Source organism: Thiomonas sp. X19, assembly GCF_900089495.1.
GTDB lineage: Bacteria > Pseudomonadota > Gammaproteobacteria > Burkholderiales > Burkholderiaceae_C > Thiomonas_A.
The window spans coordinates 259,488-273,471 of record NZ_LT605203.1 but is presented as its reverse complement, the minus strand read 5'-3'; the positions used below and the strand labels follow the sequence as shown (position 1 = coordinate 273,471).

The following is a 13,984-nucleotide window of genomic DNA, read 5'->3' as shown; positions in this document are numbered from 1 at the left end:
CCAGCCGCACCCAAGCCGAGTTTCCTCCGAGCCCTTTCCCACCGCCAAGCGTCCACGACACTTCGCCCACGCCAGGACCATTCCCATGCTCAAGCTCATCGTCAAGTGGCTGCTCTCGGCCACGGCCCTGCTGGCTGTCGCTTATTTGTACAGCGGCGTGCAGGTCTCGGGCTTCGCCGCGGCCATGTGGGCGGCGTTCATCATCGGCTTGCTCAACACCCTGGTGCGTCCGGTGCTGTTCATCCTGACCTTGCCCATCACGGTGCTCACTCTCGGGCTGTTTTTCTTCGTCATCAATGCGCTGATGTTTTACGCCGCATCCGGGTTGATCGATGGTTTCGTCGTGCGCAGCTTCGGCGCCGCCATCATCGGCTCGCTGCTGTACAGCGCCGCCGGGCTCATCATCGACAGCGCGCTGGAAGGCCTGTTCGTGGCCAGGCGCTGAGGCGCGCAGGACTTGCGACCCAACGAAAAGCGACCCGGCGGGGTCGCTTTTCGTTGGGCGGGGCCGGGTCAGACGCTGCGGCTCTGGTATTGCCCGGTGCGCATGGATTGCGCGATGTGCAACAGCGCTGCAACACGCTCCTCGGTCGGCGGGTGGGTGGAGAACAGCTTGCCGATGCCGCCAGCATGCAGCGGGTTCAAAATCATCATCTGCGCGGTTGCCGGATGCGACTCGGCGGCCTGGAACGGCACGCCACGCGCCACGGCCTCGATTTTTTGCAGCGCTGTGGCCAGCGCTTCGGGATCGCCCGAGATTTCGGCGCCGCCACGGTCGGCCTCGAACTCGCGGGCGCGCGAGATGGCCATCTGGATCAAGCCCGCCGCCAGCGGCGCCAGGATGGCCAGGGCGATGCCCGCGATCGGGTTCACCGGGCGGCCATTTTCATCACGCCCGCCGAAGAACAGGGCGAAATTGGCGAGCGCGGAGATGGCGCCGGCCATGGTCGCGCTGATGGTGGAGATGAGAATGTCGCGGTGCTTCACATGCGTCAGCTCGTGCGCCATCACGCCGCGCAGTTCGCGCTCGGTGAGCACGCGCATGATGCCGGTGGTGGCGGCCACCGCGGCGTGCTCCGGGTTGCGCCCGGTGGCGAAGGCGTTGGGCGCGTCTTCGTTGATGACGTAGACGCGCGGCATGGGCAGTTGCGCCCGCTGCGCCAGATCCTGCACCATGCGGTAGAACTGCGGCGCGCTGTGCTCATCGACTTCCTGCGCGTTGTACATGCGCAGCACTATCTTGTCGGAAAACCAGTAGCTGAAAAAGTTCATGCCCAGCGCGAACAGCAGGGCCAGCATCATGCCTTGTTTGCCGCCGATGAAGGAGCCGATCACCATGAACAGCGCCGTGATGGCGGCCATCAGCATGGCGGTCTTGAGCAGATTGAACATGGCATTCACCTCGTTTACGTTTGGAAACATAACGGTAGATTGTGCCGCAGGCGGAAAGTTCAAGTCCGCCGGGGGTTCAGGCTCAAGGGCTCGTCAGGCGGGGGCGACCTACGGAGCGCCGGACGCGAAGACCTGGCCGGCTTGCACCATGACGCTCTGCAGGACGATGCTCGCATCCAGCGGCTTGCCGCCAGGTTTCTGCAGCCTTGTGAGGCGCAGGCAACCGGCGCCGCAAGCCACGTCGATGCCCTGTGGCTGCACAGCAAGCACTGTGCCGGGCCGATGCCCGGCCGAGGCCGCGGGCACCACTGTGGCGGCGTGGACTTTCAGCGGCATATCGCCCCAACGCGTTTGTGTTCCCGGTGCTGGCTGGAAGGCGCGGATGCGCCGCTCCAGGACGTCGGCCGGCAGCGACCAGTCCAGCCACGCTTCACGCTTGTCGATTTTCGCTGCGTAGGTGGCGTCCTCGGCGGGCTGGGCCGTGGGATCGGCCACCCCGGCACGCAGGTCCTCCAGGGTTTGCAGCAGCAGGCGCCCGCCCAGTGCCGCCAGCTTGTCGTGCAGGCTGGCGGTGGTGTCGCCGGGGGCGATGGGCATTTCCTGCATGCGATAGACCGGGCCGGTATCCAGCCCCGCGTCCATGCGCATGATGCTGATGCCGGTCTCAACGTCGCCGGCTTCGATGGCGCGGTGGATGGGCGCCGCCCCCCGCCAGCGCGGCAGCAGCGAGGCGTGGATGTTGACGCAGCCCAGTGGCGGCAGGTCCAGCACCCATTGCGGCAGGATCAGCCCATAGGCGGCAACCACCAGCACGTCCGGCGCAGCTTGCCGCAGCGCCTCGCGTGCCGCTGCGGCATCTTCATGCCAGCGGCCGTCCAGCCGCAGGCCACGCGGTTGCAGCAGCGGCAAGCCATGCGCCACGGCCACTTGCTTGACGGCGCTGGGTTGCAGTTGCAGGCCGCGTCCGGCGGGGCGATCGGGCTGGGTCAGCACCAGCGGCAGCTCGAAGCCTGCCGCAAGCAGATCGCGCAGCGCGACCGCGGCGAATTCCGGCGTGCCGGCAAAGGCCACGCGCAACTTGGGGGTGGAGGCGAGGGCAGTGTTCGCGTCGAGCCCCGATGCGGTGGGCGCGGAGCTCAAGCCGCTTCGCGCTGGCGCTTGAGCATGCGCGATTTGATGCGGCTGCGCTTGAGCGGTGAGAGGTAGTCGACGAACACCTTGCCTTCGAGGTGGTCCATCTCGTGCTGGATGCAGACCGACAGCAGGCCATCGGCCTCCAGTTCGAAGCTCTCGCCCTGGGCATTGAGCGCGCGCACGCGAATGCGGTCGGGGCGGGTCACCTTGTCGTAAATGCCCGGCACCGACAGGCAGCCTTCTTCCCACTCCTTCAGGTCGGCGCTGCGCGCGACGATTTCCGGGTTGATCAGCACCAGCGGCTGGTCGCGTTCCTCCGAGGTGTCGGCAACAATGATGCGTTCGTGGATGTCGGCCTGCGTCGCCGCCAGCCCCACGCCCTTGGCCGCGTACATGGTTTCGAACAGGTCGGCCAGCAGCGCGCGCACGCGGTCGTCCACCACGGCAACGGGCTTGGCCACCTTGTACAGGCGGGGGTCTGGATACTGAAGAATGGAGAGTTGGGTCATGGTGAACTCCGGGCCGAAGGCGGCCCCGGTACGGGTCAAGAAAACACCTGGCGCGGCATTCATGCAACTGCATCGAGCCGCAAACTGCACTTTTCATTGCAGCGACAGGGCCTTGTGGAGACAATGTAACAAGTCTTTGAGGTTTTGCGCCGCGCCGAGACAGTGCAGCTCCAGCCGATTCCGCTTCGGCCCGCGAGCTGCGAAACTGCTGGCGGCAGTCCGGCGCCATGGTTTGGACTGCACGTCGTTTTGCTGGCCGCTGTCGCGGATACCGATATTTTCTTCCTGGGGGCGGATTCATGCAATGCAAGCTCATCAACCACGTTGCCGTAGCAGGGCTCCTGCTGTGGTCCGCCGCGGCGCTCGCCCAGACGGGGGCAGCCACGCCCTCGGCAACCGCCCCCGGCATTGGGAGCTTGCCCAACTATCCCGTGGCGCCGCCGCAACTGGCGCAAGCCCAGGCTGCCGCGCAGCAAGGCATTCCCGTGTCGGAGCTGGCGCCCAATGCGCCGCAGCGCTACACCATCAAGCGTGGCGACACGCTTTGGGGCATTTCCGGCCGCTACCTGAAAAAACCCTGGAACTGGCCCACGCTGTGGGGCATGAATCTGGCGCGGATCCGCAACCCGCACTGGATTTTCCCCGGCCAGGTGCTCGTCCTGACCATCGCCAACGGGCGCGCAACCCTGGCGCTGGACAACGGCCAGAGCGTCCAAGGCGAGGCCGGCATACCCACCGTGACGCTGGAGCCGCATGTCATCAGCGAGGCGCTGCCGCCGTCCGGCATCCCCACGCTCGACCCGGCGCTGATCGACTCCTTCCTCACGCGCCCGCTCATCGTCGAGCCCGATGAACTCGCCAAGTCGCCGCGCATCGTTGCGCTGACGCCCGAGCATGCGATGCTCTCGCCCGGTGACCGCGCCTATGTGCGCGGCCCGCTGGGGGCCACCACCCGCTTCGACGTCTACCGGCCGGGGCGGCCGCTGCTCGACCCCACGACGAAGAAGACCATTGCCTACGAATCCGAATATCTCGGAGCGGTGGAATTGATCCGTCCGCCGCAGGGCAAGGACGAAGTGGCCACGGTCAAGGTGCTGTCCACCGTCCGCGAAATGGGCGTGGGCGACAGGCTCATCGCCCAGCCGCCACGCCAATTCCTCAACTTCATGCCGCATGCGCCAGACAAGCCCGTGGACGGGCAAATCGTCTCCATCTACGGTGATATGCGGATGGCCGGCAAGAACAGCGTGGTGGCCCTCAACCGCGGCGCCGAGGAGGGTCTGGAGCGCGGCGACGTGCTCGCCATCCTGCAAGGCCCGCGCGAGGTGACCGACACCACGCTGGAAGACAAGCCGGTGATCGAGATTCCGGCGCGCCGCATCGGCCTGCTGATGGTGTTCCGCACCTTCCACCATGTCGCCTACGGCCTGGTGCTGGCGTCCGACGAGCCGGTCGTGGTGGCCGATCACGTCAAGCAGCCTTGAAGCGTGTTCAGCCAGCCTCACGATGATGGGCGAGGCTGAGTTCGCGTCCTGGCTGCGGCTGCTGGAGACGCCGGGTGTCGGGGGCGAAACCGCGCGCCGCCTGCTGGCCGCCTTCGGCCTGCCCGAGCAGGTGTTCGCACAAAGCGCGGCGTCGCTCGAGCGCGTGGTGCCCGCAGCCGTGGCCCGTGCGCTGCACGGCGCACCCGAGGCGCCCCTGCTGGATCTCATCGCCCGCACCCGCGAGTGGCTGCGCGAGCCCCAGCACCATCTGCTGGCCCTGGGCGACACCGACTACCCGCCGTTGCTGCTGCAGACCGCCGACCCGCCGCCCCTGCTCTATGCCAGGGGTCGGCTGGAACTGCTCCACAGCCAACATACCCTCGCCATCGTCGGCAGCCGCAACCCTTCCGCGCAGGGCGGGCGCGACGCGCATGACTTCGCCCGCGCCCTCAGCGCCGCCGGCGTGAGCATCGTCTCCGGCATGGCGCGCGGGGTCGATGGCCAGGCGCATCTGGGAGCGCTGCAGGCCGCGCAGGAGGACGCTGACGGCGCCGGCTCCACCATCGCCGTGCTCGGCACCGGCTGCGACCGCGTCTATCCCGCAGCGCACCGCGAGCTGGCGCAGCGCATCGCGGAGCATGGCTTGCTGCTCTCCGAATTCCCCCTTGGCACCGCCCCGGCCCGCGGCAATTTCCCGCGCCGCAACCGCATCATCAGCGGGCTGTCCCGTGGCGTGCTCGTCACCGAAGCCGCAGTGCATTCCGGCTCGCTCATCACGGCCCGCCTGGCCGCCGAGCAGGGCCGCGAGGTGTTCGCCATTCCCGGCTCCATCCACAACCCCATGTCGCGCGGCTGCCATCGCCTGCTGCGCGACGGCGCCAAGCTGGTGGAGTGCGTGGACGACGTGTTGAGCGAGTTGCACTGGACCGCACCGCAGGCCCAGCCGGCGCCGACCGAAACGAATGAAGCCGCGACGCAGATGCAAGCGGACCTCGACGCGGCAACCCCCGCCGCGCGTGAATTGCTCGATGCCCTCGGCTACGCCATCCTGAGTTTCGACGAACTCGCCGCGCGCACCGGCCGCAGCGCCCAGTGGCTGGGGGAGCAGCTGATCGAACTCGAACTGCAAGGCCGCGTCGCCCGTCTGCCGGGCGCGCGCTACCAGCGCATCGAGCGCGCCTGAGGTCGCCGCCCAATCACCCGGACAAGCCCGGTTTCGCGACGGCTTTCGCCGCGCCAGGGCCGGACTTTTCAGCGGCGCTGGCCCTGCCCGGCCTTGCGCCGCGGCCGTCACGGCCTTGTGCATAAAATGGGTTCATGTTCGACATCCTCATGTACGTCTACGAAACCTACTGGCACCCCGAGGCCTGCCCGGAGCTCGGCCAGTTGTCGCGCAAGCTGAGCGCCGCCGGTTTCGAGAACGAAGAAATCAGCGACGCCCTCGACTGGCTGCGTGGCCTGGAGCAGGCCGTCGCCGGCAGCCGCACCCTAGGCGCGCCCAGCGACCGATCCATCCGGCTGTACGCCCAGCAGGAACTCGACTGCCTGGGTGTGGACGCCGTGGGCTACCTGAACTTCCTCGAGTCCGCCGGGACGCTGCAGGCCCATCTGCGCGAAATCGTCGTGGAACGGGCTTTGGCCACCGGCATCAAACAACTGCCGCTGGAGCAGCTCAAGACCATCGTCCTGATGGTGTTCTGGCGCCTCGACGAAGAGCCCGACGCCCTCATCCTCGACGAGCTTTTCGTCGAAGCCGACGATCGGGTCGTGCATTAAGCCTTCAGCCTCGCCCGCAACGGCCGGCAAGCCGCTGCGGCTGCGCATACACCCTTCGCCTTCCCCTGGAGAAACCCCCATGTCCTGGAATCACAGCCGCGCCGCCCTGGGTGCCGTGCTCCCCTTGACCCTGCTGCTCGCCGCATGTGGCGGCGGCGCCAGTACCCAGTACCAGGGTTCCATCCTCAACGGTACGGTGTTGATGGGCGCGGGGCAGCCTGTTAACAGCAATGGCGCGGGTACCGTGTGTTTATACGCGGTGACCAACGGCCAGGGTAATCCGATCAACACGGCGGTTTCTCCTCCAGCCAACCGGGGAACAAACCTGACCTCGTTCAATACGTGCAATATTCCCATCGCTGCCAATGGCACGTTTTCGGCCAATCTGACGAGCTACTATGGCCCGGTTCTCATCCAGGTCGCGGGCGGCAGCTACACCAATGTGGCGAACGGAGCTGCGACCTCCCTGGCCAATCTCGCCAGCACCAACGCCAGCCTCCAGGCCATGGTCCAAATCGGCGGCGGCGGCACGGTGAATGCCGTGGTGACCCCGCTGACCACCGTGGCCACGGCCATGATCACCCCCAACAGCGGCCTGACGATGGCCAACTACGCTGCGGCCTCGGCCAAGGTGGCCAGCGAGTTTCAACTGGGTGGCCTCAACATCAATGCCATGCCGGCATCCGGTGATGCCTATGACCTGGCGCTCAAGGGCGTGCAGGAATACCTGGCGGTTGCGCCGGCTTCGACCGACGACCCGAATGCCAACAATCTGCTGACCTGGAACCTCACGGCTTCGCCTGTTGCCAGCGACTACACCGCCGCCTACAACGCCATCAACGGCACGGCGCTGACGTTCACATTCAACTGAAACCAGGTCTGGATTTTGTTCCCAGCCATGAAAAAGCCGCCATCAGGCGGCTTTTTCATGCAGGTCATGGCCCCGTGTCCGCCTACACCACAGCTCCCGCATTCGGGTCGTTCGGGTTCTTGGGGCGGCCAGGGCCGGACTTGAGCATGTCGTCGCGTTTCACCCCCAGCCACATGGCGATGGCGGCGGCGACGAACACCGAGCTGTAGATGCTCATCGAAATGCCGATGATCAGTGCCAGGGCGAAGAAGTGCAGCGCCGGGCCGCCGAAGAAGAACATGGAGAACGCCATCGCCAGGGTCGAGCCGTGGGTGATGATGGTGCGGCTGGTGGTGTTGGTGATGGCGCTGTCGATCACCTGCACCGTGGTGTATTTGCGGTACTTGCGGAAGTTCTCGCGCACCCGGTCGAAGATCACCACCGACTCGTTGACCGAATAGCCGAGCACGGCCAGCACCGCCGCCAGCACCGGCAGTGAGAACTCCCACTGGAACAGCGCGAAAAAGCCGAGCACGATGATGACGTCGTGCAGATTGGCGACGATGGCGGCGATGGAGAACTTCCACTCGAAGCGGAACGCCAGGTACAGCATGATGCCGACGATGACGAAGGCCAGCGCCTTCAAGCCGTCGGTGGCGAGTTCGGATCCCACCTGCGGGCCGACGAATTCGGTGCGCCGCATCTGCACCTGCGGGTCGGCGGTCTTGAGCGCGGCCAGCACCTTGTCGCTTTGTTGCGCGCTGGACTCGCCCTCGCGCAGCGGCAGGCGGATGACCACGTCCTGCGCGGTGCCGAAGGTCTGGACCTGCACGTCGCCATAGCCCATCTTGGAGACCGTGCCGCGAATGGAGTCGAGATTGGCCGCCTGCGGGTAGCCCACTTCCATCACGGTGCCGCCGGTGAACTCGATGGACAGGTGCAGGCCGCGCGAGACCAGGAAGAACACGGCGGCGACGAACATCAGCGCCGAGACGATGTTGAACACCGGCGCATAGCGCATGAAAGGGATGTCGCGCCGGATGCGGAAAAATTCCATCAGAGTCTCCGATTGGGGATGGCGTTCAGGCGCTCAGCGCTTGGCCGGTTGTTTGGCCGGCTGCTTGTTGCCGGACCCGGCGGCGGGCTTGGCCGGGCGGCCGGTGGCAGCGACGGCCGTGGTCGCGGCCTCCGGCTTCCAGATCTGGCCGATGGACAGCGACTGCAAGCGGCGTTTGCGCCCGTACCAGAAGTTCACCAGGCCGCGCGAGAAGAACACCGCCGAGAACATGGAGGTGAGAATGCCCAGCACGTGCACCACGGCGAAGCCGCGCACCGCGCCCGAGCCGAAAATGAGCAGGGCGAGGCCGGCGATCAGGGTGGTGACGTTGGAGTCGAGAATCGTCGCCCAGGCGCGCTCGTAGCCGGTGGCGATGGCGGCCTGGGGGCTTGCGCCATTGCGCAGCTCTTCGCGAATGCGTTCGTTGATCAGCACGTTGGAGTCGATGGCCATGCCCAGCGCCAGGGCCATGGCGGCGATGCCTGGCAGCGTGAGCGTGGCCTGCAGCATGGACAGCAGCGCGACCAGCAGCATGAGGTTGACCGCCAGACCGATGGACGAGATCACGCCGAACAGCATGTAGTACACGCACATGAAGACGACGATGGCCACGAAACCCCAGGTGACCGAGTGGAAGCCCTGCAGGATGTTCTGCTGGCCGAGGCTCGGGCCGATGGTGCGCTCCTCAATGATCTGCATCGGCGCCGCCAAGGCGCCTGCGCGCAGCAGCAGGGCGATGTCGTTGGCTTCGGGCACGGTCATGTTGCCCGAGATCTGCACCCGGCCGCCGGCAATCTCGCCGCGCACCACCGGCGCGGTGACGACCTGGGCGCTGTGGCGGTCGATCAGCACCATGGCGATGCGCTTGCCGACGTTGGCGCGGGTGACGTCGCGGAAGATGCGCGAGCCGCGCGAGTCCAGCGTGAGAAACACCGCCGGGTCGTTGTTCTGCGGGTCGAAGCCGGTCTGCGCGTCGGTCAGGTTTTCACCCGTCAGCAGCACGTCCTTGTTCACCATCAGCGCATTGCCGGAACGGTCGTACAGCTTCTGGTCGCCGGGGGGCGGTGGGCCGTTGCTCGTCAGCGCGGCCTGCGCCACGGGGCTGTCGTCCACCATGCGCACTTCCAGCGAGGCGGTGCGGCCGAGAATGTCCTTGGCGCGGGCCGTGTCCTGAATGCCGGGGAGCTCCACCACCACGCGGTCGGCGCCCTGCTGCTGAATCACCGGTTCGGCCACGCCCAGCTCGTTGATGCGGTTGTGCAGAGTCTGGATGTTCTGCTTGATCGCGTAATCCTCGGTCTGCCGGATGGTCTGCGGACTGAGCTTGATGCTGATGCTGCCGCCCGATGCCGCCGGGGTGCTGGTGACGAGCGCGTCACCGACGATGTCTTTCAGCACCGGCTGCGCGGCGGTGAACATCTCCGGGTCGCGGAAGTCGAGCTGCACGGTGTCGCCCACGCGCTTGAGTTCGCTGTAGCGCACGTCCTTGTGGCGCAGCGCGGTTTTCAGCTCGCCGGCGATGGAATCGAGCTTTTTCTGGATGGCCGCCTGCATGTCCACCTGCAGCAGGAAATGCACGCCGCCGCGCAAGTCCAACCCCAGATACATGGGGTTGGCATGCAGGGCGCTGAGCCAGGCCGGCGACAAGCTCAGCAGATTGACGGCGACGATATAGCTCGGGTTGTCGCGGTTCGGATTGAGCGCATGCGCCAGGATGTCGCGCGCCCGCAGCTGCACCTCGGTCTTGGCGAAGCTGTAATTCAGCGTCGAGCCGCTGATGAAGCTGCGCAGCGGCGTGATGCTGGCGGCCTTCAGGGCCTGCTCGCCCTGGTTCAGCAGGGCGGCGTTCGGCAGGTCGCGCCCGGCATGCGCCGAGGTGATTTGCACGGCCGGCGCTTCGCCGTAGAAATTGGGCAGGGCATAGACGAACCCCACCACCAGCACGGCGGCCATGATGAGGTACTTCCACAGCGGGTAACGGTTCATGATGGGCTCGGACGGCAGAGGCCAGGCGTGGCGGCCTCTGCGTGGGCTTGCAGCGCGCGGGGCGCTGGCGGTGCAAATGCGTGCGGCTGGTGGCCGTGGCTTCAGACGGCCTTGATCGTCCCCTTGGGCAGCACCATGCTCACGGCCGAGCGCTGCAGCTGCACTTCAAGCTTGTCGGCCACTTCGAGCTGGATGTAGTTGTCGCCCACCTTGGTGACGCGGCCGACCAGGCCGCCGGTGGTCACGACTTCGTCGCCCTTGGTCAGCGCGTTGATCATCGCCCGGGTTTCTTTCTGGCGCTTCATCTGCGGGCGGATCATGACGAAGTAGAGGATGACGAACATCACCACGATGGGCAGCAGGCTCACCAGCGTGGATTCGGCACCAGATTGCGGCGCAGCGCTTTGGGCATGCGCGATGGAAATCAGATTCATGGGGCTATCCGTTCAAGAACAGGCGTTGAAATGGCTTGCGCACGGCTTGGCGCAAGCCCGCATTGTCGCAAATCTCAGTCCTGGTCCGGCCCGACCGGGGCAAGGCGCCCGAGGCGGCGCGCGAGAATGGCGTAGACGATCCCATTCAGCGCGAACAGGCCGGCCCCCAGCGCCCACTGGATCGGGCGCGTCAGCCCGTCGGGATAGAGCGCGGCCAGCAGGTAATGTGTGATGAATCCGCCCGAGTAGCCGGCCTGGTGCGCCTGGTGCAACAAGGCATTCTGCAGAACGGTCAGCGGGCACATCAGCCCGGCCCATTCGACCAGCACGCCCCAGGCCAGCGCCGGCAGATGCAGCCAGGCCAGTCGCGGCCGGCGCAGCACCAGCAACCCCCCCAGCACGACCCAGAGCACGAACAGCGCGTGGACCAAGACCACCAGATCGGCAAGGAATTGCGCAAGCATGACCGTTTTTCCCGTGTTAGCGTGCGTGGATGCCAGGCATTCTCCCAGTCTTCATCCCGTAGACTCGTTTCACACCGTAAGGTTGCCGCCGCCCATGCCAGCCAGTTGCTGGCAGGAACAAGACCCAGCGAAGACCGTGCCCAAGTGCCCATGCGCATATCGCGGCCAATGTGGCCAACGCGGCCATGGCGGTCGAGCCAGTTCAACATCGGAGCTTCCCGCATGTCTTCTTCCAAACCCGTCTTCCACTGGGACGACCCGCTGCAACTCGACGCCCAGCTCAGTGCCGACGAGCGCGCCGTGCGCGACGCGGCCCATGCCTACTGCCAGGGCCGACTCGCGCCGCGGGTGCAAGACGCGTTCCGCCACGAGACCACCGACCCGGCCATCTTCCGCGAGATGGGCGCGCTCGGCCTGCTCGGCCCCACCATTCCCGAGGAGTACGGCGGCGCCGGCCTGAACGCTGTCGCCTACGGTCTGATTGCCCGCGAAGTCGAGCGGGTGGATTCCGGCTACCGCTCCATGATGAGCGTGCAAAGCTCGCTGGTGATGGTGCCCATCCACGTCTTCGGCACCGAAGCGCAGAAACAGAAGTACCTGCCCAAACTCGCCACCGGCGAATGGATCGGCTGCTTCGGCCTGACCGAACCCAACCACGGCTCCGACCCCGGCGGCATGACCACGCGGGCGCGCCAAGTGCCCGGCGGCCACGCGCTGAACGGCGGCAAAATGTGGATCAGCAACAGCCCGATCGCCGACGTGTTCGTGGTCTGGGCGAAAGACGACGCCGGCGAGATTCGCGGCTTCATCCTCGACAAGGGCGCCAAGGGCCTTTCGGCTCCCGCCATTCACGGCAAGGTGGGGCTGCGCGCCTCGATCACCGGCGAGATCGTGATGGACGAGGTGTTCTGCCCCGAGGAGAACGCCTTCCCGCATGTGCGCGGGCTCAAAGGCCCGTTCACCTGCCTCGACAGCGCACGTTTCGGCATTGCCTGGGGCGCACTGGGCGCCGCCGAAGACTGCTACCGCCGCGCACGGCGGTACGTGCTCGACCGCCAGCAGTTCGGCCGTCCGCTGGCCGCCAACCAGCTCATCCAGAAAAAGCTGGCCGACATGCTGACCGAAATCAGCCTCGGCCTGCAAGGCTGCTTGCGGCTGGGGCGGATGAAAGAGGACGGCAGCGCCGCCGTGGAACTCACCTCCATCATGAAGCGCAACAGTTGCGGCAAGGCGCTCGACATCGCCCGCACCGCGCGCGACATGCTGGGCGGCAACGGCATCTCCGACGAGTTCGGCGTCGCCCGCCATCTGGTCAACCTGGAAGTGGTGAACACCTACGAAGGCACGCACGACGTGCATGCGCTCATCCTGGGCCGCGCCATCACGGGGATTGCGGCGTTTTGATGGAACGTCGTCCGTCACAGCCGGGGCTTGCGCAACCATGACCGACGCATCCCAAATCCAGATCCCGCCCTCGTTCATCGCGCTTTATCTGGCGCCGAACCGCAGCAAGCCCAACGCGACGCGCGAGCAGATCAGCCAGCGTTACGAGTTTTGCGAAGACCTGGCGACGATGCTGACCGAGCACGCCGCCGACATCAAAGCCAGCCTGCACGTGACCGAGGGCGATGTGCTGGTGCGCATCCACCGCGGCTTGCTGGCGGATGGCTCGGGGGTCAGTGCGCAGGAAGCGCAGTGGGTGCTGACCCGGCTGGCGGAGCTGCTGCACTGGCCGATGACGCTCGCAGCACGCGATGCGTGACCCGGCCTGCGCGCAGCAGCGGCCTGCAACTGCCAACGGGGGAGCGTGACAAGTCCAAGAGCGCAACACATCCCGGTGCCATTCGTCCTTATGTACGCAAACGCACGGAGCTGCGCCGAGGTTTGATCTATATTAGAAACCCGGCACAACTCGGGTGCGTGCGCTGCACGTCAGGCCGCGCCATTGCAAGCGTTCGGGCAGGACCGTTGTGCGTCGCACCCGCGAGTTGCGCGACTTGCTGAGCCTCATCGAATCCATGCCCAACCTGCACATTCTTTCCCCGTTTTTTCTCGTACTGGTCGTGATCGGCCTGTTTTTGGCCTCATCCCTCAAAATCATCTACGAGTATCAGCGGGCGGTCGTTTTCCAACTCGGACGTTTCCTCAAGGTCAAGGGGCCTGGGCTCATCATCGTGATTCCCATACTCCAGCGCATGGCCCGCATGGATTTGCGCACCGTGGTGCACGAGGTGCCATCGCAGGACGTGATCTCGCATGACAACGTCTCCGTCAAAGTCGATGCGGTGCTGTATTTCCGGATCGTCGATCCGGAAAAGGCCTTCATCCAGGTGGCGGATTTTTTCTCCGCGACCAGCAAGCTCGCGCAGACCACCTTGCGTGCGGTTCTGGGCAAGCACGATCTGGATGAAATGCTGTCCGAACGCAGCAAGATCAATGCCGACATCCAGGCCATCCTGGAAGCCCAGACCGAGGCCTGGGGGATCAAGGTCAGCGTCGTCGAAATCCGCAATATCGAACTCACGGAAGACATGGTGCGGGCCATTGCCAAGCAGGCCGAGGCCGAGCGCGACCGCCGCGCCAAGGTGATTCATGCCGACGCCGAATTTCAGGCGGCGCAGACGCTGGTCAACGCGGCGGCCATCCTGGCCTCCGCGCTTGGTGGCATGCAGTTGCGCTATCTGCAAACGCTTTCCGAGATCGGCACGGAAAAAAATTCCACCGTCATCTTTCCCATGCCCATCGATCTGATCAAACCGATTTTGCAGATCATCGAAAAAGTGGCCGACACCCATTGAGCCGCAACGCCAGGCCCGGGTTCGTGCGTTGCGCTGGGGCGTTCCCACCCGCCGAATCACCCGTCACGACCGAGAAGGAGAACCTGCTTTGAAGCGCGGT

The 13,984-nt window shown here is 65.8% G+C and carries 15 protein-coding genes; 8 read left to right on the top strand and 7 right to left on the bottom strand.

The genetic code is table 11. The features are described from left to right. Positions 1 to 85 precede the first annotated feature (85 nt). On the top strand, positions 86 to 445 hold the full coding sequence (locus THIX_RS01480; RefSeq protein ID WP_112484547.1) for a phage holin family protein: 360 nt from the start codon (positions 86 to 88) through the stop codon (positions 443 to 445). A 68-nt stretch (positions 446 to 513) separates the two neighbouring features. On the opposite strand, the gene htpX is transcribed toward THIX_RS01480, so the two are convergent. The 3 genes from htpX to def form a co-directional block, all read right to left on the bottom strand. After that, entirely contained in the window at positions 514 to 1,392 is an 879-nt protein-coding gene (gene htpX, locus THIX_RS01475; protein ID WP_112488057.1) for a zinc metalloprotease HtpX, read from the bottom strand. A gap of 108 nt (positions 1,393 to 1,500) precedes the next feature. Then, complete coding sequence (gene fmt, locus THIX_RS01470; protein WP_112488056.1) at positions 1,501 to 2,469, bottom strand: methionyl-tRNA formyltransferase; 969 nt, start codon at positions 2,467 to 2,469, stop codon at positions 1,501 to 1,503. A gap of 59 nt (positions 2,470 to 2,528) precedes the next feature. After that, a complete protein-coding gene (gene def, locus THIX_RS01465) occupies positions 2,529 to 3,035 on the bottom strand; it encodes a peptide deformylase (protein WP_112488055.1) in 507 nt (168 codons plus the stop codon). Between the two features lie 299 nt (positions 3,036 to 3,334). Here def and THIX_RS01460 point away from each other — a divergent pair, with 299 nt between their 5' ends. The 4 genes from THIX_RS01460 (at position 3,335) to THIX_RS01445 (ending at position 7,166) form a co-directional block, all read left to right on the top strand. Next, positions 3,335 to 4,519 carry a LysM peptidoglycan-binding domain-containing protein gene (locus THIX_RS01460; protein ID WP_233224337.1) on the top strand — a complete coding sequence of 395 codons (1,185 nt, stop codon included), beginning with the start codon at positions 3,335 to 3,337 and terminating at the stop codon, positions 4,517 to 4,519. A gap of 22 nt (positions 4,520 to 4,541) precedes the next feature. Beyond that, positions 4,542 to 5,702 carry a DNA-processing protein DprA gene (gene dprA, locus THIX_RS01455; protein WP_371412868.1) on the top strand — a complete coding sequence of 387 codons (1,161 nt, stop codon included), beginning with the start codon at positions 4,542 to 4,544 and terminating at the stop codon, positions 5,700 to 5,702. 134 nt (positions 5,703 to 5,836) lie between these two features. Continuing rightward, positions 5,837 to 6,295, top strand: coding sequence for a DUF494 family protein (locus tag THIX_RS01450; RefSeq protein ID WP_112484546.1), 459 nt, complete (start codon positions 5,837 to 5,839; stop codon positions 6,293 to 6,295). A 79-nt stretch (positions 6,296 to 6,374) separates the two neighbouring features. Next, positions 6,375 to 7,166, top strand: coding sequence for a hypothetical protein (locus THIX_RS01445; protein ID WP_112484545.1), 792 nt, complete (start codon positions 6,375 to 6,377; stop codon positions 7,164 to 7,166). An 82-nt stretch (positions 7,167 to 7,248) separates the two neighbouring features. On the opposite strand, the gene secF is transcribed toward THIX_RS01445, so the two are convergent. The 4 genes from secF to THIX_RS01425 form a co-directional block, all read right to left on the bottom strand. Then, positions 7,249 to 8,202, bottom strand: a complete 954-nt coding sequence (gene secF, locus THIX_RS01440) for a protein translocase subunit SecF (RefSeq protein WP_112484544.1) — start codon at positions 8,200 to 8,202, stop codon at positions 7,249 to 7,251. A gap of 33 nt (positions 8,203 to 8,235) precedes the next feature. Next, complete coding sequence (secD, locus tag THIX_RS01435; RefSeq protein ID WP_112484543.1) at positions 8,236 to 10,188, bottom strand: protein translocase subunit SecD; 1,953 nt, start codon at positions 10,186 to 10,188, stop codon at positions 8,236 to 8,238. Between the two features lie 101 nt (positions 10,189 to 10,289). Then, on the bottom strand, positions 10,290 to 10,622 hold the full coding sequence (yajC, locus tag THIX_RS01430; protein WP_112484542.1) for a preprotein translocase subunit YajC: 333 nt from the start codon (positions 10,620 to 10,622) through the stop codon (positions 10,290 to 10,292). A 74-nt stretch (positions 10,623 to 10,696) separates the two neighbouring features. Beyond that, positions 10,697 to 11,086: a DUF2784 domain-containing protein gene (locus tag THIX_RS01425; RefSeq protein WP_112484541.1), complete on the bottom strand. Its 390-nt coding sequence runs from the start codon at positions 11,084 to 11,086 to the stop codon at positions 10,697 to 10,699. Positions 11,087 to 11,308: 222 nt separating this feature from the next. On the opposite strand from THIX_RS01425, the gene THIX_RS01420 reads away from it, so the two are divergent. From THIX_RS01420 to THIX_RS01410, 3 genes are all read left to right on the top strand, one after another. Then, positions 11,309 to 12,490 (top strand): acyl-CoA dehydrogenase, encoded by a 1,182-nt coding sequence (locus tag THIX_RS01420; protein WP_112484540.1) that lies wholly within the window; start codon positions 11,309 to 11,311, stop codon positions 12,488 to 12,490. 37 nt (positions 12,491 to 12,527) lie between these two features. Beyond that, the gene (locus tag THIX_RS01415; RefSeq protein WP_112484539.1) at positions 12,528 to 12,848 is read left to right on the top strand and encodes an ATPase with chaperone activity; all 321 of its coding nucleotides are present in this window, start codon (positions 12,528 to 12,530) and stop codon (positions 12,846 to 12,848) included. A gap of 256 nt (positions 12,849 to 13,104) precedes the next feature. Beyond that, a complete protein-coding gene (locus THIX_RS01410; RefSeq protein ID WP_112488052.1) occupies positions 13,105 to 13,884 on the top strand; it encodes a slipin family protein in 780 nt (259 codons plus the stop codon). Positions 13,885 to 13,984: the final 100 nt, after the last annotated feature.

Excerpts from the sequence above, each read along its gene's own strand:
- secF (WP_112484544.1), bottom strand. The coding sequence starts at position 8,202 with ATGGAATTTTTCCGCATCCGGCGCGACATCCCTTTCATGCGCTATGCG.
- THIX_RS01425 (WP_112484541.1), bottom strand. The coding sequence starts at position 11,086 with ATGCTTGCGCAATTCCTTGCCGATCTGGTGGTCTTGGTCCACGCGCTG.
- def (WP_112488055.1), bottom strand. The coding sequence starts at position 3,035 with ATGACCCAACTCTCCATTCTTCAGTATCCAGACCCCCGCCTGTACAAG.
- THIX_RS01410 (WP_112488052.1), top strand. The coding sequence starts at position 13,105 with ATGCCCAACCTGCACATTCTTTCCCCGTTTTTTCTCGTACTGGTCGTG.
- secD (WP_112484543.1), bottom strand. The coding sequence starts at position 10,188 with ATGAACCGTTACCCGCTGTGGAAGTACCTCATCATGGCCGCCGTGCTG.
- htpX (WP_112488057.1), bottom strand. The coding sequence starts at position 1,392 with ATGTTCAATCTGCTCAAGACCGCCATGCTGATGGCCGCCATCACGGCG.
- THIX_RS01450 (WP_112484546.1), top strand. The coding sequence starts at position 5,837 with ATGTTCGACATCCTCATGTACGTCTACGAAACCTACTGGCACCCCGAG.
- THIX_RS01415 (WP_112484539.1), top strand. The coding sequence starts at position 12,528 with ATGACCGACGCATCCCAAATCCAGATCCCGCCCTCGTTCATCGCGCTT.
- THIX_RS01480 (WP_112484547.1), top strand. The coding sequence starts at position 86 with ATGCTCAAGCTCATCGTCAAGTGGCTGCTCTCGGCCACGGCCCTGCTG.
- THIX_RS01420 (WP_112484540.1), top strand. The coding sequence starts at position 11,309 with ATGTCTTCTTCCAAACCCGTCTTCCACTGGGACGACCCGCTGCAACTC.
- yajC (WP_112484542.1), bottom strand. The coding sequence starts at position 10,622 with ATGAATCTGATTTCCATCGCGCATGCCCAAAGCGCTGCGCCGCAATCT.
- dprA (WP_371412868.1), top strand. The coding sequence starts at position 4,542 with ATGATGGGCGAGGCTGAGTTCGCGTCCTGGCTGCGGCTGCTGGAGACG.
- THIX_RS01460 (WP_233224337.1), top strand. The coding sequence starts at position 3,335 with ATGCAATGCAAGCTCATCAACCACGTTGCCGTAGCAGGGCTCCTGCTG.
- THIX_RS01445 (WP_112484545.1), top strand. The coding sequence starts at position 6,375 with ATGTCCTGGAATCACAGCCGCGCCGCCCTGGGTGCCGTGCTCCCCTTG.